Here is a 21,427-nt window from a genome sequence, read left to right on the forward strand (position 1 = left end):
ACTGCGTACGGGGCTGCTGCTCGGGAGTTGTGGGGCGCTCCTGGCGGGCTGCGCCTCGATGCCCGACAGCGGCAACCTGAAGCCCGTCGACGCCTCGCAGCGCCCGGACTCGCAGTCGCAGGTCCGGGTCTACGCGCTGCCGCCACGCGAGGGCGCCCTGCCAGTGGAGATCGTCGAAGGCTTCCTTGAGGCGCTGACCAGCGATGATCCGCAGTTCGCGATGGCGCGGAAGTATCTGACCAAGAGCGCGGCGCGCAGGTGGGACCCGGAGAGGACCACGACGGTGCTCGCCGACGGTCCGAACACGACTGCGGGCAACGCGGGCAATGACAGCGACGGCAGCCGCCGGTTCTCCCTGACCGGGCGGCAGGTCGCGAAGGTGGACAGGCAGCACGCGTACCGCCCGGCGGCGGCCGCCTACAACCAGTCCGTGCACCTCAGCCTGGTGGGTGGGGCGCACGGCCGCAAGGAGTGGCGCATCGACGAGCCGCCGCCCGGGGTGGTGCTCGGTGAGTCGGACTTCCAGCGCATCTACCGTTCGGTCAACAAGTACTACTACGCCGGGTCTCCGGGTTCGGGCCCCGGCGCACGGACGGGGCTCGTCGCCGACCCCGTCTACATACGGCAGCGGATCGACCCGCTGACCCAGACGGTCAAGCTGCTCCTGGCGGGGCCGACCAACTGGCTGGGAGAGGTGGCGGATTCGCGGTTCCGCAGCGGTACGCAGCTCAAGGAGCCCGGCAAGTCGCTGACGCCGGACGACCAGAACCGGCTGACCGTACAGCTGAACAGCCGGTCCGACGGGGCGAGTCAGACGAGGTGCCGCGAGATGGCGGCCCAACTCCTTTACACGCTGGAGGACTTGTCGCCCTCGGGGGTGGAGCAGGTGACGCTCCAGCGGTCCAACGGCTCGATGCTCTGTGTGCTGAGCCAGGGCCACGCGGAGAGCGTCGCGGCGAACCGCAGCGCGGACCGGCCCGCCTACCAGTACTTCGTCGACGAGGAGCACCGCCTGGTGCGGATGCCGGCCAACTCGGGGAGCACCGCCGATCCGGCGCCGGTGAGCGGTGTCCTCGGCACCGGCGACCAGCCGCTGCGTTCGGCGGCCGTCTCGCGGGACGAGAAGCGTGCGGCCGGGGTGTCGCTGGACGGGAAGTCGCTGTACACGGGGTCGCTCGGCTCGGGCGACACGCTCGGCAAGGCGCAGGTGCGCAGCAGGGCCAAGGCCGAGGAGGACCGTCTCTCCACGCCGAGCTGGGACGGCCACGGCGACCTGTGGGTGGCCGACCGCGACCCGAAGCGACCCCGGCTGCTCTGGCTCGGCCAGGGCGAGGGCGAGCCGGTGCAGGTCGAGGTTCCGGCGCTGGACGGGCGCGTCGAGGCGGTACGGGTGTCGGCGGACGGTGTACGGATCGCGCTGCTGGTGAAGAAGGACGGCAAGTCGTCCCTCTGGATCGGCCGCGTCGACCGGGGAGAGGGCGCGAAGCCGCGGATATCGGTGCTCGACCCCACCCAGGCGGCACCGCAGATGGAGGAGGTCACCGCCATGTCGTGGGCGGGCGGCAGCCGCCTCGTGGTGGTCGGCCGGGAATCCGGCGGGGTCCAGCAGATGCGGTACGTGCAGTGCGACGGCTCGGTCCTCTCGGGCACCACGCTGCCGGGTCTTACGGGCGTGAAGGAGATCGCCGCGTCCGAGAGCGACCAGCAGCCGCTGGTGGCGCACTCCGACGACGGGATCGTCCGGCTCCCGGCGGGCTCGCAGTGGCAGACCGTGGTGAAGGAAGGCGCGGCACCGGTCTATCCGGGATGAGCGTGGCCGGCTGATTGCCGGGGCCGAGCGGGCCGAGCCGGAGTTATCCACAGGGGTGGTGGCGGCGCCCGCGCATTGGCACAGTGGTGGCCATGCGGGGGTGGTGGCAGGACCTCACCGACCTGGTGCTGCCGGCCGAGTGCGAGGGCTGCGGGAGGCCTCGGACGGCTCTGTGCGAGCGGTGCCGGGCGGGACTGTGCGGCAGGACGCCGCGGCGGGTGCGCCCGGATCCGGAGCCATGGGGGCTGCCGGTCGTGCACGCGGCGGCGCCGTACGAGGACGCGGTGCGTGCCGTGCTGCTCGCGCACAAGGAGCGTGGCGCCCTGGGGCTGGTGGGGCCGCTGGGGGCGGCTCTCGCGGGGGCCGTGCGGGCCGGCCTGCGGGGCGAAACACGGGATCCGGGTGATATGGGTGCGCCATCGTGGGTAGACGGCACACACGGCGGCTCACGGGGGCGCACGGTGCCATTGACGCTCGTCCCCGTGCCGTCGGCGCGCGCCGCGGTCCGGGCGCGTGGGCACGACCCGGTGCGGCGGACGGCGTTCGCGGCGGCCGGGGAGCTGCGACGGGCGGGAATTCCGGCGCGGGTGCTCGCGGTGCTGCGCCAGCGGCGCGCGGTGGCCGATCAGTCGGGGCTCGATTCCCGGCAGCGGCAGGCCAATCTGACGGGTGCGCTGGAGGTGACCGCGGCGGGAGGCCGGCTGCTCGTCGGCGGCGGGCGGGTGGTGGTCGTGGACGACCTGATGACCACCGGCGCGTCACTGACGGAAGCCGCACGCGCAATACGTGACCTGCACACGGAATGGAAGGCGCGAACGGAGGCCTTGCGGGGACTGGGAAGCGGGAGCGCGAGAGGGCCGGAATTGGGCCCTGGAAACGTGATCAGCGCTGCGGTCGTCGCCGCCTCACCGGATTCTTTCCGAATAAACCGGAACTGAAGGAGAAGTTGCTTCGTTGCAGGTGGTGAGAGGGTCGTCCCACCCGAATGGAGGTATGCGGCAGTAGAGGGTGACGACATAGCTCCGGGCGAGATATGTTCGGTTGTGAGGAATGGCGAACGCCCGACCTCGCATATCGGATTGCCGGTCCGCGGGATTTTCCGCAATCACCCGGGCCGGTGGGTGGAGATCTTGCCCATGGGGGAGGAGGAGGTGGAAGTCACCGAGTCCGAGGCCCCGGGAGATCACCGGGGTCTGGTGCAAAAGGGAGATGCTCCGCCGCCGAAGCGGAGCGATCCGGGAACGGAGTTCTGCGTGGACATCGTCGTCAAGGGCCGCAAGACCGAGGTACCTGAGCGGTTCCGCAAGCACGTGGCCGAGAAGCTGAAGCTGGACAAGATCCAGAGGCTCGACGGCAAGGTGATCCACCTCGACGTCGAGGTGTCCAAGGAAACCAATCCGCGTCAGGCCGACCGTTCCGACCGTGTGGAGATCACTCTCCGCGGGCGCGGGCCCGTGATTCGCGCGGAGGCATCGGCAGCCGATGCGTACGCGGCACTCGACCTGGCCACGGCCAAGCTCGACGCGCGACTGCGCAAGCAGCACGAGAAGCGCCACAACCGCAGGGGCACCGGCAGGCTCTCCGCCGCCGAGGTCACCGAGCGGGTTCCGGACGCGGCGACTCTCGACGGAAACGGCACCGTCGTACGCGACGAAGAGCCGGACGGCGTTCCGGTCAAGAGGATCGGTTCCCTGGAGATCCAGGGCGAAGGACCCCTCGTGGTCCGCGAGAAGACGCACGTCGCGGCACCCATGACCCTGGACCAGGCGCTCTACGAGATGGAACTGGTCGGGCACGACTTCTACTTGTTCGTCGACTCCGAATCCAAGGAACCCAGCGTCGTCTACCGACGGCACGCCTATGACTACGGCGTCATCCGTCTCAACACCGACCCCATGGTCGCCAGGGCCGAATCGGCCGGTGGCGGCGGAGCACTCGGCGGCTGACCGCCGCCCCCGTGAACCGCTGACGTGGTGCCCCTGGAGCGCGTGTGCGCCCCCCAGGGGCATCCTCGTGCGACCAGTGCGCGCACCGCACCGGCGCCAGGCATGAAATCATGACCCCGCCGGCCAACCGGTGTGCTGCCGCCTCGGGTTGGCGCAGCAGAGTCACAACAGGCCACGGCCTTCATGGGGGAGGAACGATGGCGGACAGCTTCGGACCGATGCATCGCGGACATGCCGGGGACGGCATCGGCATCGGCACGGACACGGGCGCGCCGCGCAAGGAGCCGATCAGGGTCCTCGTGGTGGACGACCACGCCCTCTTCCGCCGTGGCCTGGAGATCGTCCTCGCCGCCGAGGAGGACATCCAGGTCGTCGGGGAAGCGGGCGACGGCGCGGAGGCGGTGGACAAGGCCGCCGATCTGCTGCCCGACATCGTGCTCATGGACGTACGCATGCCGAAACGCGGCGGCATCGAGGCGTGCACCTCCATCAAGGAGGTCGCGCCGAGCGCCAAGATCATCATGCTGACGATCAGCGACGAGGAAGCCGATCTCTACGACGCGATCAAGGCGGGCGCCACCGGATATCTCCTGAAGGAGATCTCCACGGACGAGGTGGCCACCGCGATCCGCGCGGTGGCCGACGGGCAGTCCCAGATCAGCCCCTCGATGGCATCGAAGCTGCTCACCGAGTTCAAGTCCATGATCCAGCGCACCGACGAGCGCCGCCTCGTGCCCGCGCCTCGGCTGACCGAGCGCGAGCTGGAAGTGCTGAAGCTCGTCGCCACCGGGATGAACAACCGCGACATCGCCAAACAGCTGTTCATCTCCGAGAACACCGTGAAGAACCACGTGCGCAACATCCTGGAGAAGCTTCAGCTGCACTCCAGGATGGAGGCCGTCGTCTACGCGATGCGGGAGAAGATCCTCGAGATCAGATGAGGGTCACGACACCGGGTGCGGGTCAGGCGAGGGCCCGCACCAGGTCGGCCGTCAGCTCGGGGCGGTTCACCCGCTCCACCCGCACGGAATCGCAGCCGACCCACGACGCCGCCTCCAGGAGGGCCTGGGCCATCGGCGCGACCGCCTTCGGGGTGTCGAGCGAGACCTGCTTGGCCACCAGCGTGCTCCCCTCACGCGCCGGGTCGACGCGGCCCAGGAGCCTGCCGCCCGCGAGCAGCGGCATCGCGAAATAGCCGTGGATACGCTTGGGCTTGGGGACATACGCCTCCAGGCGGTGCGTGAAGCCGAAGATCCGCTCCGTGCGCGCCCGCTCCCAGATCAGGGAGTCGAAGGGGGAGAGCAGCGTCGTGCGGTGCCGGCCGCGAGGCGTCGTCCGCAGGGCCTCCGGGTCGGCCCAGGCGGGCTTGGACCAGCCCTCGACCGTCACCGGCACCAGACCCGAGTCCGCCACCACCAGATCGAACTGCTCGCCCTTGAGGCGGTGGTAGTCGGCGATGTCCGCGCGCGTGCCGACGCCGAGCGACTCACCGGCCAGGCGCACCAGGCGGCGCAGGCACTCCACGTCGCTCAGGTCGTCGTGCAGCAGCGCCTCCGGGATCGCGCGCTCCGCCAGGTCGTACACCCGCTTCCAGGAGCGGCGTTCGGTGCACACCACCTCGCCGTACATCAGCGCGCGCTCCACGGCGATCTTCGACTCGGACCAGTCCCACCACTCGCCCTTGTTCTTCGCGCCGCCCAACTCCGTGGCCGTCAGCGGGCCCTCCACGCGCAGCTGCTTGATGACCTGGTCATACGCCCCGTCGGGCAGGTCGTGGTGCCAGTGCGGGCGGGAGCGGTAGGCGCGGCGGCGGAACGCGAAGTGCGGCCACTCCTCGACGGGCAGGATGCACGCGGCGTGCGACCAGTACTCGAAGGCGTGCGGCTGGGCCCGGTCCGTCGCCCCCCAGTACGCCGCCTCCACGGTGTCGCGGCCGACGGCGCCCAGCCGTGCGTACGGAATGAGCTCGTGCGAGCGGGCCAGGACCGAGATCGTGTCGAGCTGGACCGCGCCGAGATGCCGCAGTACGCCTCGCACACCGGCCTTGCGGTCCTGGGCGCCGAGGAAGCCCTGGGCGCGCAGGGCGATGCGGCGGGCCTCGTCGGCGGAGAGTTCTATGGCAGGGCGCGGCAGGCTCGTCATGGTCGAAACGATAGGCGTCGGCACTGACAACCGGGGCCGGAATTCCGGACCCCTCCGCTCCGGTCCTCAGGGCCTCGCGGGCAGGTACGGGAACGGCGTCGGCATGCCGAGGTCCGAGGGAAGCAGGGCGCCGACCCAGGCATCACGGAGCGTGCCCTTGTTGAGCAGGCCCGCGCGGAGCACGCCCTCGACCGTGAAGCCGGCCTTCTCCGCGACCGCGCGCGAGCCGGTGTTGCCCACCTCCGCGCGCCACTCCAGGCGGGGGCAGAGCAGGTCCGTGAATGCCCAGCGGGCGAGGGCGAGGACCGTCTCGGTGATGTGGCCGCGGCCGCGGTGCTCCTTGGCCGACCAGTAGCCGACCTCCCAGGTTCCCGAGCGCGGGTGGTGCAGGCTGGCGGCGGCGAGCAGGGGGCCGCCCTCGCGGGGCCGCACGGAGAAGGTGTACTCGGAGTCGTTGCGCCATCCCGCGGGGACCATGGTGGCCACGAAGTTCTCGGCGTCCACGCGCGCGTACGGCGAGGGAATCGTGGTCCAGCGCTGGATGTCCGGGTCCTGGCACGCCGCGAAGATCTCGTCGACGTCGGCGGACGTGAAGACGCGCAGGCACAGGCGTTCGGTGGTGAGTGTGACGGGCTCCATCAAGCGATGATGCGGGGGCGCTGTTTCGAGGGCCAGCCCTTTTTGTCCACTCGCCTCATCCGGCTCGTCTCGTCTCGTCCGCTCGTCTCGTCCGCTCGTCTCGTCCGCTCGCCTCATCCATCGTCTTATCCGCTCGTCGCGATCGGCTCGCGCGGGGCACTCGCGGGCCACTCGCGGGCCCCACCCGGCACCTTCGGCGGCCCTTGTCCGTTGACCTGAGGGCAGACCTCCCGGCGCAGCCGGGTCCTCGCATACGATGGCCGTTGCCCGACGAGTAAAACCGACCATGCCAGGCCCGACCGGCAAGGAGACCAACCCCCGTGTCCGTCCTCTCGAAGATCATGCGTGCAGGCGAAGGCAAGATCCTGCGCAAGCTGCACCGCATCGCGGACCAGGTCAACTCCATCGAAGAGGACTTCGTCAGCCTCTCCGACGCCGAGCTGCGCGCGCTGACCGAGGAGTACAAGGAGCGTTACGCCGACGGCGAGACGCTCGACGACCTCCTGCCCGAGGCCTTCGCGACGGTCCGCGAGGCCGCCAAGCGCGTCCTGGGCCAGCGCCACTACGACGTCCAGATGATGGGCGGCGCCGCGCTGCACATGGGCTACGTCGCGGAGATGAAGACCGGTGAGGGCAAGACCCTCGTCGGCACGCTCCCCGCGTACCTGAACGCCCTGTCCGGCAAGGGCGTCCACATCATCACGGTCAATGACTACCTGGCCGAGCGCGACTCCGACATGATGGGTCGCGTCCACAAGTTCCTGGGCCTGAACGTCGGCTGCATCCTCGCCAATATGACGCCGGCCCAGCGCCGTGAGCAGTACGCCTGCGACATCACGTACGGCACGAACAACGAATTCGGCTTCGACTACCTCCGCGACAACATGGCGTGGTCGCAGGACGAGCTGGTGCAGCGCGGCCACAACTTCGCGATCGTCGACGAGGTCGACTCGATCCTCGTGGACGAGGCCCGTACGCCGCTGATCATCTCCGGCCCCGCCGACCAGGCCACCAAGTGGTACGGCGACTTCGCCAAGCTGGTCACGCGCCTCACCAAGGGTGAGCCCGGCAACCAGCTCAAGGGCATCGAGGAGACCGGCGACTACGAGGTCGACGAGAAGAAGCGCACCGTCGCCATCCACGAGCCCGGCGTGGCCAAGGTCGAGGACTGGCTCGGCATCGACAATCTCTACGAGTCGGTGAACACGCCCCTGGTGGGCTACCTCAACAACGCCATCAAGGCCAAGGAACTCTTCAAGAAGGACAAGGACTACGTCGTCATCGACGGCGAAGTCATGATCGTCGACGAGCACACCGGCCGTATCCTCGCCGGCCGCCGCTACAACGAGGGCATGCACCAGGCGATCGAGGCGAAGGAAGGGGTGGACATCAAGGACGAGAACCAGACTCTCGCCACCATCACCCTCCAGAACTTCTTCCGCCTCTACAAGCGCGAGGGCTACGACAGCGGCCTGTCCGGCATGACCGGTACGGCCATGACCGAGGCCGCCGAGTTCCACCAGATCTACAAGCTGGGCGTCGTGCCGATCCCGACGAACCGGCCGATGGTCCGCGCGGACCAGTCCGACCTGATCTACCGCACCGAGGTCGCCAAGTTCGCGGCCGTCGTCGACGACATCGCCGAGAAGCACGAGAAGGGCCAGCCGATCCTGGTCGGCACGACGTCCGTGGAGAAGTCGGAGTACCTCTCCCAGCAGCTCTCCAAGCGCGGCGTCCAGCACGAGGTGCTCAACGCCAAGCAGCACGACCGGGAGGCGACCATCGTCGCCCAGGCCGGCCGCAAGGGTGCCGTCACCGTCGCCACGAACATGGCGGGACGAGGCACGGACATCAAGCTCGGCGGCAACCCCGACGACCTCGCCGAGGCGGAGCTGCGCCAGCGCGGCCTGGACCCGGTCGAGCACGTCGAGGAGTGGGCCGCGGCGCTCCCGGCCGCCCTGGAGAAGGCCGAGCGGGCCGTCAAGGCCGAGTTCGAAGAGGTCAAGGACCTCGGCGGGCTCTACGTCCTCGGCACCGAGCGGCACGAGTCGCGCCGCATCGACAACCAGCTCCGCGGCCGTTCCGGCCGTCAGGGCGACCCCGGCGAGTCCCGGTTCTACCTCTCGCTCGGCGACGACCTGATGCGGCTCTTCAAGGCGCAGATGGTCGAGCGCGTGATGTCCATGGCGAACGTGCCGGACGACGTGCCGATCGAGAACAAGATGGTCACGCGCGCCATCGCCTCCGCCCAGTCGCAGGTCGAGCAGCAGAACTTCGAGACGCGCAAGAACGTCCTGAAGTACGACGAGGTCCTCAACCGGCAGCGCGAGGTCATCTACGGAGAGCGCCGCCGCGTCCTGAAGGGCGAGGACCTCCAGGAGCAGATGGCGCACTTCATGGACGACACCATCGAGGCGTACATCGCGGCGGAGACCGCCGAGGGCTTCGCCGAGGAGTGGGACCTGGACCGGCTGTGGGGCGCGTTCAAGCAGCTCTACCCCGTCGCGGTCACCGTCGAGGAGCTGGAGGACGCGGCGGGCGACCGCGCGGGTCTGACCGCCGAGTTCATCTCCGAGTCCATCAAGGACGACATCCACCAGCAGTACGCGGCGCGTGAGGAGCAGCTCGGCTCCGACATCATGCGTGAGCTGGAGCGGCGGGTCGTCCTCTCGGTGCTCGACCGCAAGTGGCGCGAGCACCTCTACGAGATGGACTACCTCCAGGAGGGCATCGGCCTGCGCGCCATGGCGCAGAAGGACCCGCTGGTGGAGTACCAGCGGGAGGGCTTCGACATGTTCAACGCCATGATGGACGGCATCAAGGAGGAGTCCGTCGGCTACCTGTTCAACCTGGAGGTCCAGGTCGAGCAGCAGGTCGAGGAGATCCCGGTCGAGGACTCGGCGTCCGCCACGTCGCTCTCCAAGGACGGTGTGCAGGACGCGGTTCCCGCCGGGGCGCGGCCCGAGATCCGCGCCAAGGGCCTGGAGGCCCCGCAGCGGCCCGACCGTCTGCACTTCCAGGCGCCGAACGCCGAGGGCGGCGTCGACGAGGGCGACTTCGCCACGGATGGCGCCGGTGTGCGGTCGGAGTCGGACGGGATGACCCGTGCGGAGCGGCGGAAGGCCCAGAAGGGCGGGCGGCGGCGCAAGAAGTGACGTGTCGCTGTCGCTGTACCGGGCGGCGTCGTCTTCGGTGACCTCGCTTTGAGCCGCTGACGGTGGCTTCAGAAGGGGCCGGAAGTTCTGCTTCCGGCCCCTTTCGCTTGCCCGGAGGGTGCCCAGCGGGCTTGCCTGGAGGGGCCCGGCGGGGCCCGGCGAGGGCCGGCTCTCAGTCGCCGCAGTCGCCGCTTCCGTTGCCGTCCAGTGCCATCTCCACCGCCGTGCACCGCCACTTCCGGTCCGCGCCCAGGGCCAGGCGGAACGCCAGGGCCCGCAGCCTCGGGCCCGCCGCGACGCGGGCGAAGACCTCGTAGGCGTCCGGGTGCGGCTGGTAGTGGCCGATCCGGTGGACGGTGGGGCGGCGGCCGTCCGCGCGGAGGGGGTTCAGCTCGGCGAGGCGGGCCAGGTCGTCGTATGCCGTGTTGGCGACGTGCCTGGCCACCCAGTGGAGGGGCCGCTGGCCGCTGAGGACCAGGACCAGGCGCTCCGCGAAGAGCTCCGTGGGGTGCGGGGGCGGCTGGGCCGGGACCATGCCGGGCGGGCGGCCCGCGGAGCGGCTCGTACGGGTGTCCCTGCGGTTCGGGGGGCGTCCTGCGGACGGGCGGGTCACCGACGGGCGCCTGGTCATCACCTTGCGCATCGAGCGCCTCCTTCGTACCAGGGAGTAACTTCGTGTAGCCGTTCTTGTACGGGGGCGGCGGGGCGCGGCGCAAGGTCCGGCGCGGGGGCGGAGCGCTGGGCGGAAAGTCACCTATCCGGGTGAGCGGAGGCTCCGGGAGCGCGGTGGCCGTTGGGTGGTACCGGGTGAATCGGTGGCGCGGGGGTGACGGTGCCGCGAGGGGCGGGGGGAGCTCGATGGGGGACTCCCGGACGTATCCTGAGGGTCCTTTCCACGGCTACGGGCCGGCTCCGCGCGGGCCCCGAGTCCGCCCCGTGCGGACGTGAGCGAAAGCGGTCTCTCCATGCGTGTCTACGTTCCCCTGACCCTTCCCCGGCTCGCCGAGGCGCACAAGGCGGGCGAGCTGGGGCCGGGGCCGCTGGTCGCCTACGCGGTGACGCCGGCGCTGCGGGAGTGGTACGTCTCCGACGACATCGAGGAACTGGAGTACGCGGCTCTGAACCGGGCGGCGCTCGCCTCGCTGCGGCTGGTCGCGGGGGATCCCGGGGCGGCGCGGCGGCGGGTCGTCCTCGCGGCGGACGTGCCGGACGGGGCGGCCGTCGCGGACCCCGACCGGGGGCTGGACGAGGGGGCGCTGGGAGAGGTGCGGCTCGCTGCCGCGCTGCCGCTGGCCAAGGCCGCCGCCGTGCATGTGGACTCCGACGAGGCGGAGGAGGACGTCGCGGCCGCGGCTGCCGCGTTGGGGGCGGCGGATCTCGGGGACGCGGACGCGGGGTTCCTCGTGGACGGGGCGGAGGGGCACGAACTGCTCTGGTTCGCCACCCAGGAGATCCCTGGGCTGCTCTGAGGTGCCTGGCGCCCGGCCCTCCACGGTTCTGGCTCGGCCTCCGGCCCGGGGGAGGGGACTCGGTGGCCGGCCGGATGGGTAAGTTGGTGGGATGGGGAAAGTCGGGCGCGGGGCGCACATCGTCTGGGACTGGAACGGGACTCTGCTGCATGACATCCATGCGGTGATCGAGGCCACGAACGCGTCCTTCGCGGAGCTCGGTCTTGAGCCGATCACGCTGGAGCGGTACCGCGAGCTGTACTGCGTGCCCATCCCGCGGTTCTACGAGCGGCTCATGGGACGGCTGCCGAGTGACAGCGAGTGGCAGATCATGGATGCCGTCTTCCACAAGCACTACTGGGCGCGGGCGCAGACCTGCGGGCTCGCCGAAGGGGCCGCTCAGCTGCTGGCCGAGCGGCGGGCCGGTGGGCGTACGCAGTCGTTGTTGTCGCTGGCCCCGCACGAGCACCTGGTGCCGATCGTGCGCAGGCACGGGATCCAGGAGTACTTCGTACGGATCGACGGGCGCACCGACACCTCCCATGCGGGCAAGGCCGAGCGCATGGCGCGGCACCTCGCCGCGCTCGAAGGCGTCGTCGCGGCGGCCGAGCGGGTCGTCGTGATCGGGGACGCCGTGGACGACGCGGTCGCCGCGGCGCACGTCGGGGCGCGGGCCGTGCTCTACACCGGCGGCTCGCACAGCCGGGTCAGTCTGGAGACCGCCGGGGTGCCCGTCGTCGACAGCCTGACGGAAGCGGTGGCGGAGGCGGAGCGACTCGCCGCCTGAACGACAGCGCCGCCCGACCGCCTGACCGCCCGACCGCCTGACCGCCGGGCCGCCGAGCGGACCGGCCCGCGGCCCTACGTCGCCGGTGCCTTCGCTCGTAGGACCGTGAGGAACTCACGCATCCAGCCCGAGTGGTCCGGCCAGGCGCGGGAGGAGACCAGGGTGCCGTCGACCACGACCTCCGCGTCCTGGAAGGTCGCCCCGGCCGTCTGCATGTCCATCTCCAGGGCCGGGTACGCCGTGACGCGGCGGCCGCTCAGGCTGCCGATGGCCGCCGTCAGGAGCGGGCCGTGGCAGATCTGGGCGACCGGCTTGTCCGCGTCGAAGAAGGACTTCAGGATCTTGCGGAGCTCCGGGTCGTTGCGCAGGTACTCCGGGGCCCGGCCGCCCGGGATCACCAGGGCGACGTACTGGCCGGGATCCACCTCGGAGAAGGCGAGGTCGGCGGGCCAGGTGTAGCCCGGTTTCTCCGTGTACGTATCGAAGCCCGGCTCGAAGTCGTGGACCACGAACCGCAGCGTCTTGCGGGCGGGGGCGGCGATGTGGACGCCGTAGCCCTCCTCGCGCAGCCGCTGGTAGGGGTACAGGACCTCCAGTGACTCCGCCGCGTCACCGGTCACTATCAGGATCTTGGCTGCCATCGGCGCTCGCTCCCCGAGTCCGTCGCGCACGTCCGTTTCCCGTCCTGCTCAACGTGCACGCCCGCGTCCGGTTTGCCAAGAGGGCCGACCACGGGGCGGGCGCCGGCCGTACTGTGCAGACTGTCCATGTTCGGGTCCTGGTTTTGTACACATACGGCTCATGACGGTTGCCGGGTGCGGAGCGATAGCCTTGACCCGTGATCAGCGCGATATCCCGCGGGGGCATAGACGCCCCCGCCCTGCGCCCGGGGAACACGGAGGACATCCGTGCCCGGGGCCTCGCTGACGCTTCTTCGCGGTACGGCCGACAGAGCCAACCCAGCCATCCGTCAGCGGAACCGCTGAAAATGGCGGAAAGCCGTCCGCTCTTCTTTCACCGCGGCATAACGTCGATCCCGGCCGGAGAACCCGCGTCGCGGCGTTACGTCACATCACTTCCTTCTACGTCACGCAACGGCGCGCGACAGGAGTCAGAGGACAATGCAGACCAAGCTGGACGAAGCCAAGACCGAGCTGCTCGCGCGGGCCGCCCGGGTAGCTGAGAACAGCCCGGTCGGGGGGCGCCTACCGAACGGTGCACCGACCGGGACGACGAGCGGGGCCACGCCGGACCAGGACATGGCTCTCGCGTTCCTCCAGCGCTACTACCTGCACACCGCCCCGGAGGACCTGGCGGACCGCGACCCGGTCGACGTCTTCGGGGCCGCCTTCTCGCACTACCGCCTGGCGGAGAACCGCCCCCAGGGGACGGCCAACGTGCGGGTCCACACCCCGACGGTCGAGGAGAACGGCTGGACGTGCAGCCACTCCGTCGTCGAGGTGGTCACCGACGACATGCCCTTCCTCGTCGACTCCGTCACCAACGAGCTCTCCCGCCAGGGCCGCGGCATCCATGTCGTGATCCACCCGCAGGTCGTCGTGCGCCGTGATGTCACCGGTAAGCTCCTGGAGGTCCTGCCCGGCGGCGCGAGCGGCGAGCGGCCGCACGACGCGCTCGTCGAGTCGTGGATCCACGTCGAGATGGACCGCGAGACCGACCGCGCCGACCTGAAGCAGATCACCGCCGATCTGCTGCGGATCCTCTCCGACGTACGCGAGACGGTCGAGGACTGGGAGAAGATGCGCGACGCGGCGCTGCGCATCGCCGACGAGCTGCCCTCCGAGCCGACCGCAGGCGACCTGCCCGACCAGGAGGTCGAGGAGGCCCGCGAGCTGCTCCGCTGGCTCGCCGACAACCACTTCACCTTCCTGGGCTTCCGCGAGTACAACCTCACGGACGACGACTCCCTCGCGGCCGTCCCCGGCACCGGCCTCGGCGTCCTGCGCGCCGACCCCCAGCACGGCGACGACCACCACCCGGTGAGCCCGTCCTTCAACCGGCTGCCCGCCGACGCGCGCGCCAAGGCCCGTGAGCACAAGCTCCTCGTCCTGACCAAGGCCAACAGCCGGGCGACCGTGCACCGCCCCAGCTACCTCGACTACGTCGGCGTGAAGAAGTTCGACGCCGAGGGCAATGTGATCGGTGAGCGGCGCTTCCTCGGGCTCTTCTCGTCCGCCGCGTACACCGAGTCCGTACGGCGTGTGCCCGTCATCCGCCGCAAGGTCCAGGAAGTCCTGAAGGGCGCCGGCTTCTCGGCCAACAGCCACGACGGGCGCGACCTGCTCCAGATCCTGGAGACCTACCCGCGCGACGAGCTGTTCCAGACCCCGGCCGACGAGCTGCGCTCCATCGTGACGAGCGTCCTCTACCTCCAGGAGCGCCGCAGGCTCCGGCTGTACCTGCGCAAGGACGAGTACGGGCGCTACTACTCCGCCCTGGTCTACCTCCCGCGCGACCGCTACACCACCGGCGTCCGGCTGCGGGTCATCGACATCCTCAAGGAGGAGCTGAACGGCGCCAGCGTCGACTTCACCGCCTGGAACACGGAGTCGATCCTCTCCCGTATCCACTTCGTGGTCAGGGTGCCCAAGGGCGCCGAGGTCCCCGCCCTCTCCGACGCCGACGTCGAGCGCATCGAGGGACGGCTCGTCGACGCCGCCCGCTCCTGGGCCGACGGCTTCGCCGAGGCGCTGACCGCCGAGTGCGGCGAGGAGCGCGCCGCCGAGCTGATCCGCCGCTACGGGCACGCCTTCCCCGAGGGCTACAAGGCCGACCACACCCCGCGCGCGGCCGTCGCCGACCTCCAGCACCTGGAGCAGCTCTCCGAGGCGCACCAGGACTTCGCGCTCTCCCTGTACGAGCCGGTGGGCACGGCCCCCGGCGAGCGCCGCTTCAAGATCTACCGCTCCGGCGGTCAGGTCTCCCTCTCCGCCGTGATGCCGGTGCTCCAGCAGCTCGGCGTCGAGGTCACCGACGAGCGCCCGTACGAGCTGCGCTGCGCGGACCGCACGCACGCGTGGATCTACGACTTCGGCCTGCGCATGCCCAAGGCGCCGGGCAACAACGGCGACTACCTCGGTGACGACGGCCGCGAGCGCTTCCAGGACGCCTTCGCCGCCGCCTGGACCGGCGAGGCCGAGGTCGACGGCTTCAACTCCCTGGTGCTCCGCGCGGGCCTCGACTGGCGCCAGGCGATGGTGCTGCGCGCCTACGCGAAGTACCTGCGCCAGGCGGGCTCGACGTTCAGCCAGGACTACATGGAGGACACCCTCCGCAACAACGTCCACACCACGCGGCTGCTCGTCTCGCTCTTCGAGGCGCGGATGTCGCCCGGCCGCCAGCGTGCCGGGACCGAGCTGACCGACGGGCTCCTGGAGGAGCTGGAGGGGGCGCTCGACCAGGTCGCCTCCCTGGACGAGGACCGCATCCTGCGGTCCTTCCTCACCGTCATCAAGGCGACCCTGCGCACCAACTACTTCCAGAGCGCGGGTGGCGGAAGCGACAAGCGGGGCCAGGGTGCCGGGAGCGGCAAGCCGCACTCGTACATCTCCATGAAGTTCGACCCGCAGGCCATCCCCGACCTGCCCGCGCCCCGCCCCGCGTACGAGATCTGGGTGTACTCGCCCCGCGTCGAGGGCGTGCACCTGCGCTTCGGCAAGGTCGCGCGCGGCGGTCTGCGCTGGTCCGACCGGCGCGAGGACTTCCGTACGGAGATCCTCGGCCTGGTCAAGGCACAGATGGTCAAGAACACCGTCATCGTGCCCGTCGGCGCGAAGGGCGGCTTCGTCGCCAAGCAGCTCCCCGATCCGGCGGTGGACCGTGACGCGTGGCTGGCGGAAGGCGTCGCCTGCTACAAGACGTTCATCTCGGCGCTGCTCGACATCACCGACAACCTGGTCGCGGGCGAGGTCGTGCCCCCGGCGGACGTCGTGCGGCACGACGAGGACGACACGTACCTCGTCGTCGCGGCCGACAAGGGCACGGCGAAGTTCTCGGACACCGCCAACGAGGTCGCCGAGTCGTACGACTTCTGGCTCGGTGACGCCTTCGCGTCCGGCGGCTCCGCCGGCTACGACCACAAGGGCATGGGCATCACCGCCCGCGGCGCCTGGGAGTCCGTCAAGCGGCACTTCCGGGAGCTCGGCACCGACACGCAGTCCGAGGACTTCACCGTCGTCGGCGTCGGTGACATGTCCGGTGACGTGTTCGGCAACGGCATGCTGCTCTCCGAGCACATCCGCCTGGTCGCCGCCTTCGACCACCGGCACATCTTCATCGACCCCAAGCCGGACTCCGCGACGTCCTACGCCGAGCGCCGCCGCCTCTTCGAGCTGCCGCGCTCCTCGTGGGCCGACTACGACAAGGCGCTGCTCTCCGCCGGCGGCGGGATCTTCCCCCGCTCCGCCAAGGCGATCCAGCTCAACGGCCACATCCGGGCGGCGCTCGGCATCGAGGGCAACATCGCCAAGATGACCCCGGCCGACCTGATGAAGGCCATCCTCCAGGCCCCCGTGGACCTGCTGTGGAACGGCGGCATCGGTACGTACGTGAAGGCGACGGCGGAGACCAACGCCGACGTCGGCGACAAGGCCAACGACGCCATCCGCGTCAACGGCGCCGACCTGCGGGCGAAGGTCGTCGGCGAGGGCGGCAACCTCGGCCTCACCCAGCTCGGCCGCATCGAGTTCGGGCGCGGCGGCGGCCGCATCAACACCGACGCCATCGACAACAGCGCGGGCGTGGACACCTCCGACCACGAGGTGAACATCAAGATCCTGCTCAACTCCGTGGTCGCCAACGGCGACATGACCGTCAAGCAGCGCAACAAGCTGCTCGCCGAGATGACCGACGAGGTCGGACACCTGGTCCTGCGCAACAACTACGCGCAGAACACCGCACTCGCCAACGCCGTCGCCCAGTCGCCGTCCCTGCTCCACGCCCACCAGCGCTTCATGCGCAGGCTCGGCAAGCAGGGCCACCTGGACCGGGGCCTGGAGTTCCTGCCCAACGACCGGCAGATCCGCGAACTGCTCAACTCCGGCCGCGGGCTCTCCCAGCCCGAGCTCGCCGTACTCATGGCCTACACGAAGATCACGGCCGCCGACGAGCTGATCCAGACGACGCTGCCGGACGACGCCTACCTCCAGCGGCTGCTGCACGCGTACTTCCCGAAGGCGCTGTACGAGCGGTTCCCCGAGCAGGTCGACGGGCACGCGCTGCGCCGCGAGATCGTCACGACGGTCCTGGTCAACGACACGGTGAACACCGGTGGTTCGACCTTCCTGCACCGGCTGCGCGAGGAGACGGGAGCCTCCCTGGAGGAGATCGTGCGGGCGCAGCTCGCCGCCCGCGAGATCTTCGGCCTGAGCAAGGTGTGGGACGAGGTGGAGGCGCTCGACAATGTCGTCGCCGCCGACGTCCAGACCCGCGTACGGCTGCACTCGCGCCGCCTGGTCGAGCGCGGCGCGCGCTGGCTGCTCAACAACCGGCCGCAGCCGCTCCAGCTCGCCGAGACCATCGACTTCTTCAGTGAGGGCGTCGCCGAGGTCTGGGACGAGCTGCCGCGGCTCCTTCGCGGCTCGGACTCGGAGTGGTACCAGGGCATCCGGGACGAGCTGACCGACGTGGGCGTCCCCGGCGAGCTCGCGCAGCGCGTCGCCGGGTTCTCCTCGGCCTTCCCCGCGCTGGACATCGTGGCCGTCGCCGACCGGATGGGCAAGGAGCCGATGGCCGTCGCCGAGGTCTACTACGACCTCGGCGACCGGCTGCGGATCACCCAGCTCATGGACCGCATCATCGAGCTGCCGCGGGCCGACCGCTGGCAGTCCATGGCGCGCGCCTCCATCCGCGAGGACCTGTACGCGGCGCACGCGGCGCTCACCGCCGACGTGCTCGCCGCGGGCAACGGCGAGTCCACGCCGGAGCAGCGCTTCAAGGCCTGGGAGGAGAAGAACGCCCCGATCCTGAGCCGGGCGCGGACGACCCTGGAGGAGATCCAGAGCTCGGACTCCTTCGACCTGGCCAACCTGTCGGTCGCGATGCGGACGATGCGCACGCTGCTGCGCACGCACTCGTAGCCGCCTTCGGCGGTACGTGAAGGGGGGCGCCCCGGGCCATCCGGCTCGGGGCGCCCCCCTTTTGCGTACGTGCATTCCGCTTTTCTCCTTGCCCCGCGCATTCGGCGTGAGGTGCGCGGGCAACGTGAGCGGGGCGGAAGACGTCTTCGGTAGAGCCGCGGAACGGGTGAGGAGAAACGCCGATAACGCATTAATCCGAGCATGTGGGCATTTGGGCTAAGGTGGGTGAGATTGTCTGACGGAGGTGCGAGATCACGAGATGCGCAGTGCGGGGTCCCCGGACCCATCGACCGCGGACCACCGAAGGGCTTGAGCCATGACCGTGAACCCCCCGGAGAACCTCTCCGAAGACCTCGCCGCGCGGCTGCCGGAGTCCTGGGCCGCCACCCCGCTGACCGTGGTCATGCCCACGTACAACGAGGCGGGGAACCTGCCCGGCATGGCCGAGGCCCTGATGGCGCTCCCGCTGCCGGGCCTGCGGCTCCTCGTCGTCGACGACTCCAGCCCCGACGGCACGGGTGCCATCGCCGAACGCTTCGCCGAGCGGTACGGCAGCGCCCGTATGAGCGTGCTGCACCGCACCGAGAAGGACGGCCTCGGCCGTGCCTACGCCGCCGGGATGACGCGGGCCGTCGCCGAGGGCGCCCACTACGTCCTCCAGATGGACGCCGACGGCAGCCACCCCACCGCCAAGGCCGCCGAGCTCCTCGGTGTCGCCCTCGCCACCGACGCGGGCGTCGTCATCGGCAGCCGGTACGTCCAGGGCGGCTCCCTCTCCGAGGCCTGGGGCGCCCACCGCAGGCTGCTCTCCCGCTGGGCCAACGCCTACGCCGGCACCATCCTCGGCACCCGCGTCCGCGACATCACCGGCGGCTTCAACCTCTGGCGAGCGGACGCCCTGCGCGCCATCGACCTGGACTCCGTGGACAGCGCGGGCTACAGCTTCCAGGTCGAGATGAAGTACCGGGCGGTGCGGCGCGGCTTCGGCGTCATGGAGGTGCCGATCCACTTCGAGGACCGCACGGTCGGCGAATCGAAGATGAACCTCATGGTGCAACTGGAGTCGATCGTCATGCCGTGGAAGCTGCGGATGTCTGGCCTGGGGGCCTTGAGCGGACGTGACGGCTTGGACCTGGGGGCTCCGGGCGGGGGTGGCGGCTCGGATGGTCGGGGGGCTCCGGGCGGGTGTGACGGCTCGGGTGAGCGGGGGGCTCCGGGCGGGTGTGACGGCTCGGGTGACCGGGGGGCCCTGGGCGGGCGTGACGGCTCGGACCTGGGGGCTTCCGGCGGGCGGGGCGGTTCGGATGGCCGGGGCGGTGGCTTGGGTGAGCGGGGCGGCTTGGGTGAGCGGGGGAGCGGGTCCGGTGGCGGGGCCTCGGGGGCGCGCGGGTGACGCCGCCCGCCACGCTCCGGCAGGCTGCCCCGACCGACGCCCGCCCCGTCACTCCGCCGGCTCCCGCCGCACTGACCCCGGCCCCGACCCCGACACCGACTCCGACCCCGCGTCGCCCGCTCGTCGTACGCCTGCGCCTCCTGGTCCTGGAGTTGTTGAAGTTCGGCCTGGTGGGCGGCAGCGGCGTCGCCGTGAACCTGGCCGTCTTCAACCTCGCCCTCCACGGCCTCGGCTCGGGCGCCATGGCGGCGACGGTCCTGGCGAGCTGCGTGGCCATGGGCACCAACTACCTCGGGTTCCGCTTCTTCGCCTACCGGAGCCGCGCCTCACGCACCAAACGCCAGATCGCCCTCTTCTTCGCCTTCAGCGGGATCGGCGTGGCGATGGAAAGCGTCCTGTTCTACGCGGCGTACGAAGGCGCGGGCATGAGCGGCCCACTCGGCTCGAACATCGCCAAGGCCTTGTCAATCGTCCTGGCCTCGGCGTTCCGCTTCCTGGTCTACCGGACATGGGTGTTCCAGCACCCCGCGGTTCGTCCGGCGGTCAGGGGGTGAACTCGTACCGCAGCTCGTACAGGTGGCCCGCCTTGACCATGACGGTGGCCTCGATGGGCCGGTGATCGTCGCTGTGGACGACGCGCAGAGTCCGCAGCACGGGCAGATCGGTCGGGAGGCGCAGGGCACGGTACTGCGCCTGGGTGGGGATCCTGGCGGAGACGCGGTCGACGCTCAGGCGAGGCGGAAAGCCCAGGCCGGCGAGGAGAGCCGGGGTGCCGCCCTTGATCTTGCGCTTCTCCGTGATGGGTGTGCCGTGGGCGAGGCTCACGGGGTAGTACGACTCGACCAGTTCAGCCGGCTCGTCGTCGAGGTGCAGGACCTGGCGCCGGAGCACGGCCGACTCGCCGTCGGTGAGGCCCAAGGCCGCCGAGACGTCGGCTGGGGGCAGCACCTCTGCCACCTCCAGCAAGGTGCTGTGCGCCCGGGCACCCTGCTCGGGGGCCTCGGTGAGCCATCGGTAGGGCTCTCCAGGGGGCGCAGGGGCCATGTAGGAGGCGGGCCGGACGGTCCGCTGCCGGTGCTCGCGGACGGTGACCGATGCCCCCGCGCGCCCGATGACGAGGCGCTCGTCCTTGAGCAGGCGCAGCGCCTTCTGGATCGTGGCGTTGGACGCGTTGAACCGCTCTTTGAGCTGGTTCGTGGAAGCCAGCTTGGCTCCCGGGGCGAGATCGCCGCTCATGATCTCGTCCCGGAGATCGGCGGCGATCCGCTCGTGCAGGGAGCGGTAGTCGGTGTCCGTCGTGCCGTTGTCGGTATGGGGCACTGTCATCCGATCCCGATCTCGTAGCGCAGCCTTTGGCGGTGGGCGGGCATGACCATCATGTCGACCTGGATCGGGCGGTCGTCGCGGTCCAGGGTGACCCGGGTCAGCCCGAGGACGGGTTCGTCCGGCGCCAGCCGTAGGGCTTCCCGCTCGGCGGCGTCGGGCATGCGGGCCGTCACGTCCTCGCGGACGCGTACGCCGATGTGGCCCAGCTCGGCGAGGAGGGTCACGGCTCCGCCGCGGATCTTGCCGGTCTCGGCGAGGCGGGTGCCGCGGGCGATGTCGGCGGGGTAGTAGGTGTCCGTCAACTCGCAGGGAAGCTCGTCAAGTTCGATGATTCGGCGGCGTACGACGACGGTGTCGCCGGCGGCCGTGCCGAGCAGAGCGGCGACCTCGTCCGACGCGGGCGCTTCGCCGGCGTGCACGATGCGCTGGCTGCCCTTTCCGCCCCGGGCTGCGGCCTCGGCGGCCCAGGCGTCGGACTGCCCCTTCTCGCGTGGCGCCAGGTAGGGCATTGAGGTGCTGACCCAAGTGCTGTCGCTCACGGTGTCCTCCTGTGTGGCCGATGCGGTGAGCCTTGCCGCTCTACACGCTAAGCGAATCACAGAGGGTGGCCACGTTGGCCTATCCTTGCCGCTTTTCGCGAAAAGCGATACGTTCGCGCGAGATCGTGCAGGCTCAAGAACAAG

At 70.4% G+C, this 21,427-nt stretch carries 15 protein-coding genes and 1 pseudogene; 10 read left to right on the plus strand and 6 right to left on the minus strand.

From position 1 onward, the window contains the following. The first annotated feature begins 58 nt into the window (after positions 1–58). The 4 genes from ACRAKF_RS23920 (at position 59) to ACRAKF_RS23935 (ending at position 4,697) form a co-directional block, all read left to right on the plus strand. Positions 59–1,810, plus strand: coding sequence for an LpqB family beta-propeller domain-containing protein (locus ACRAKF_RS23920; RefSeq protein ID WP_447042137.1), 1,752 nt, complete (start codon positions 59–61; stop codon positions 1,808–1,810). 92 nt (positions 1,811–1,902) lie between these two features. After that, on the plus strand, positions 1,903–2,748 hold the full coding sequence (locus tag ACRAKF_RS23925; protein ID WP_447039432.1) for a ComF family protein: 846 nt from the start codon (positions 1,903–1,905) through the stop codon (positions 2,746–2,748). A 315-nt stretch (positions 2,749–3,063) separates the two neighbouring features. Continuing rightward, the gene (gene hpf, locus ACRAKF_RS23930; RefSeq protein ID WP_447039433.1) at positions 3,064–3,756 is read left to right on the plus strand and encodes a ribosome hibernation-promoting factor, HPF/YfiA family; all 693 of its coding nucleotides are present in this window, start codon (positions 3,064–3,066) and stop codon (positions 3,754–3,756) included. 197 nt (positions 3,757–3,953) lie between these two features. Continuing rightward, positions 3,954–4,697, plus strand: coding sequence for a response regulator (locus tag ACRAKF_RS23935; protein ID WP_447039434.1), 744 nt, complete (start codon positions 3,954–3,956; stop codon positions 4,695–4,697). A gap of 22 nt (positions 4,698–4,719) precedes the next feature. On the opposite strand, the gene ACRAKF_RS23940 is transcribed toward ACRAKF_RS23935, so the two are convergent. Beyond that, entirely contained in the window at positions 4,720–5,898 is a 1,179-nt protein-coding gene (locus ACRAKF_RS23940; RefSeq protein WP_447039436.1) for a winged helix-turn-helix domain-containing protein, read from the minus strand. Positions 5,899–5,964: 66 nt separating this feature from the next. After that, positions 5,965–6,537, minus strand: coding sequence for a GNAT family N-acetyltransferase (locus ACRAKF_RS23945; RefSeq protein ID WP_447039437.1), 573 nt, complete (start codon positions 6,535–6,537; stop codon positions 5,965–5,967). 320 nt (positions 6,538–6,857) lie between these two features. Here ACRAKF_RS23945 and secA point away from each other — a divergent pair, with 320 nt between their 5' ends. Further along, the gene (gene secA / locus ACRAKF_RS23950) at positions 6,858–9,692 is read left to right on the plus strand and encodes a preprotein translocase subunit SecA (RefSeq protein WP_447039439.1); all 2,835 of its coding nucleotides are present in this window, start codon (positions 6,858–6,860) and stop codon (positions 9,690–9,692) included. A 172-nt stretch (positions 9,693–9,864) separates the two neighbouring features. Here secA and ACRAKF_RS23955 read toward each other — a convergent pair whose 3' ends face one another. Next, complete coding sequence (locus ACRAKF_RS23955; protein WP_447039440.1) at positions 9,865–10,335, minus strand: Rv3235 family protein; 471 nt, start codon at positions 10,333–10,335, stop codon at positions 9,865–9,867. Positions 10,336–10,657: 322 nt separating this feature from the next. Here ACRAKF_RS23955 and ACRAKF_RS23960 point away from each other — a divergent pair, with 322 nt between their 5' ends. After that, entirely contained in the window at positions 10,658–11,161 is a 504-nt protein-coding gene (locus tag ACRAKF_RS23960; RefSeq protein WP_447042139.1) for a DUF6912 family protein, read from the plus strand. A 91-nt stretch (positions 11,162–11,252) separates the two neighbouring features. Then, positions 11,253–11,927, plus strand: a complete 675-nt coding sequence (locus tag ACRAKF_RS23965; protein ID WP_447039441.1) for an HAD family hydrolase — start codon at positions 11,253–11,255, stop codon at positions 11,925–11,927. 74 nt (positions 11,928–12,001) lie between these two features. Here the strand turns inward: ACRAKF_RS23965 and ACRAKF_RS23970 are convergent, their stop codons facing one another. Beyond that, positions 12,002–12,568, minus strand: a complete 567-nt coding sequence (locus ACRAKF_RS23970; RefSeq protein ID WP_447039442.1) for a DJ-1/PfpI family protein — start codon at positions 12,566–12,568, stop codon at positions 12,002–12,004. A 480-nt stretch (positions 12,569–13,048) separates the two neighbouring features. Between ACRAKF_RS23970 and ACRAKF_RS23975 the strand changes: the two genes are divergently transcribed. The 3 genes and pseudogenes from ACRAKF_RS23975 (at position 13,049) to ACRAKF_RS23985 (ending at position 19,972) form a co-directional block, all read left to right on the plus strand. Then, a complete protein-coding gene (locus ACRAKF_RS23975; RefSeq protein ID WP_447039443.1) occupies positions 13,049–18,025 on the plus strand; it encodes an NAD-glutamate dehydrogenase in 4,977 nt (1,658 codons plus the stop codon). A gap of 316 nt (positions 18,026–18,341) precedes the next feature. After that, positions 18,342–19,118, plus strand: a pseudogene (locus ACRAKF_RS23980) (polyprenol monophosphomannose synthase); the annotation flags it as partial. A gap of 296 nt (positions 19,119–19,414) precedes the next feature. Then, entirely contained in the window at positions 19,415–19,972 is a 558-nt protein-coding gene (locus ACRAKF_RS23985) for a GtrA family protein (RefSeq protein WP_447039445.1), read from the plus strand. Here the strand turns inward: ACRAKF_RS23985 and ACRAKF_RS23990 are convergent. After that, positions 19,962–20,744, minus strand: coding sequence for a GntR family transcriptional regulator (locus ACRAKF_RS23990; RefSeq protein WP_447039447.1), 783 nt, complete (start codon positions 20,742–20,744; stop codon positions 19,962–19,964). The genes ACRAKF_RS23985 and ACRAKF_RS23990 overlap by 11 nt on opposite strands. After that, positions 20,741–21,283: a GntR family transcriptional regulator gene (locus ACRAKF_RS23995; RefSeq protein WP_447039448.1), complete on the minus strand. Its 543-nt coding sequence runs from the start codon at positions 21,281–21,283 to the stop codon at positions 20,741–20,743. Before ACRAKF_RS23995 ends, ACRAKF_RS23990 begins: the two co-directional genes overlap by 4 nt. Positions 21,284–21,427 lie beyond the last annotated feature (144 nt).

It is taken from the genome of Streptomyces sp. DSM 118878 (assembly GCF_052936595.1).